The following is a 2,058-nucleotide window of genomic DNA, read 5'->3' as shown; positions in this document are numbered from 1 at the left end:
GAAAAAGGCGTGACCGTCCAGCGCTTGACCGACGAAGAGCGCGCGGTCTTCCGCGAAGCCTCTTTGCCGGTCTACAATTCCGACCTGATGTCGGCCGAAGACACGGCACTGTGGAAGAAACTCTCTGACGAGAACCGCTAAGACGATTTGGGCGGGCCGCATGATGTGGCCCGCCTCTTGCATAACCGGAGAAGCCAGATGCAACATTTCATCATCAGCACCAGCGACCGCCTGCACTTGATCATGCGCCGCGTGGCTGTGTTTGCGGTCTGTGTGATGTTCCTGACGGTCGTCGTGCAGATCATCGCGCGTTATGTCTTCTCTTCTCCTCCCGTCTGGACCGAAGATGTCGCCCGCTATGCAATGGTCTGGACCGGATTGCTGGGCGCGACCCTGTCCTTCAAGACACGCGCGGATGCCGTCCTGATGGACAGCGTGTTTCCCGCGCCGCCTCATAGGCTGGCCGTCTTTGCCAAGGCAGTCCAAAGCGCCGCGGTGCTGACCTTTATCCTGCCGGTCATCTACTTCTGCTTCATCGGCCTGCGAGGCGGGTTTGCCAAAGGATACCTTGCCCGTCAGTCAGGTTTAACCGCCGACACACTCGGGATTCCAATGATTTGGATCTCGGTGGCGGTGCCCTTGTCTATGATCATCATCCTGATCCATCTATTCGCCCGCTGGGCGGGGGATGACGTTGTGGAAGAAACTGGTGCTCAACTCGACTGAATGATTTGATTGTTCAAGAACAAGAACAAGTTGGAGTGATTGTCGGGGGGCGTTTTGACCCTTGATCCGAACCTGACCCTTTCAGAGGACTGATTTCGATGGCGCAGCAGAGCTTTCTAAGCGAAATCCTTGCAAGAATTGCTGGTGCCGGTCGCAGCCGGCCACAGGCCGCAGAAGATACCGCAAACAGCCTAGTATCGCTGTGTCATTCGCTGCTTCGCGACGTAAGCGAGGCTGAGGGGCTGAAGATATCGCGCCAAATCCTCGACATTTACGCGGCGGCAGACGTCGCAGAAAAGGAGGCCTTCTTTTCCGCTGTCAGCCAGGAATTCGGGCCCGATGATGCAGCGCTGAGCGCAGCCGTCGCCGATTGGACCCCCGGAGACATCGACGCTGCACGCGCACTGCATTTCGTGGCAGAGCCACAAACCCAAGAGTTGATCCGCACGATCAACCGCGTTCCCGGGGCAACTGCTGAATTGGTCGCGATGAGGGCTGATTTGCTCGCGCTTGCGAAACAGAACCCACAGCTGCGCGGGCTGGATTCGGACTTTCAGCACCTCTTTGCGTCTTGGTTCAACCGCGGCTTTCTGGAGATGCGGCAGATCAATTGGTCAACCTCGGCGCAAATTCTGGAAAAGGTCATCACTTACGAGGCGGTTCACGAAATCGCTGACTGGGATGATTTGCGCCAGCGCGTTGGTGATCCTGACCGGATGCTCTTTGCCTTTTTCCACCCCGCGATGCCGGACGATCCACTGATCTTTGTTGAAGTCGCTTTGCTGAGCGAGGTTCCGGATGCAATCGGGCCGATCCTTGCGGCCGATCGCAAGCGGACCGATCTCGACACCGCCACGGTCGCAACTTTTTATTCGATTTCCAATTGCCACGCGGGCTTGCGCGGGGTCTCGTTCGGGAACTTCCTGATTAAACAGGTTGTGGCGGAACTGCAAAAATTGCGCCCGAACCTCAAGACATTCGTGACGCTGTCGCCGGTGCCGGGCCTTAGGAAATGGGCGGAGCAATCGCTTCAGAATGGCGACGCTTTGCTAAACGATACCGACAAGGAGACGCTAAGCGAGCTTGGCGAACACGAGCTGCCGCAAGATGACTTCATCACCCAGCTTGCAGCGCGTTTTCTGACGCAAGCCAAAAGGGCGTCGGGCACGGTAGCCGACCCGGTGGCGCATTTCCATTTAGGCAACGGGGCCACCTTGTTGCACGTTCATCCGGGCGCCGATCAAAGCCCGCGCGGCATCGCCAATTCGTGGGGTGTGATGGTCAACTATCTTTATGACGGTGAGACGATCGAACAAAACCATCAGGCCTACG

2 protein-coding genes are annotated in these 2,058 nt (G+C 57.4%); both read left to right on the top strand.

Translation table 11 applies throughout. The features are described 5' to 3' along the window. The first annotated feature begins 198 nt into the window (after positions 1–198). On the top strand, positions 199–726 hold the full coding sequence (locus tag ACFDSS_RS14215; protein WP_347201837.1) for a TRAP transporter small permease subunit: 528 nt from the start codon (positions 199–201) through the stop codon (positions 724–726). Between the two features lie 98 nt (positions 727–824). After that, the coding region (locus tag ACFDSS_RS14210; protein ID WP_375256375.1) for a malonyl-CoA decarboxylase at positions 825–2,058 on the top strand (1,234 nt) is incomplete at its 3' end.

The organism is Yoonia sp., from assembly GCF_042093035.1.
GTDB lineage: Bacteria > Pseudomonadota > Alphaproteobacteria > Rhodobacterales > Rhodobacteraceae > Yoonia.
The sequence above is the reverse complement of the archived record's forward strand: the minus strand, read 5'-3'. Positions and strand labels throughout refer to the sequence as shown.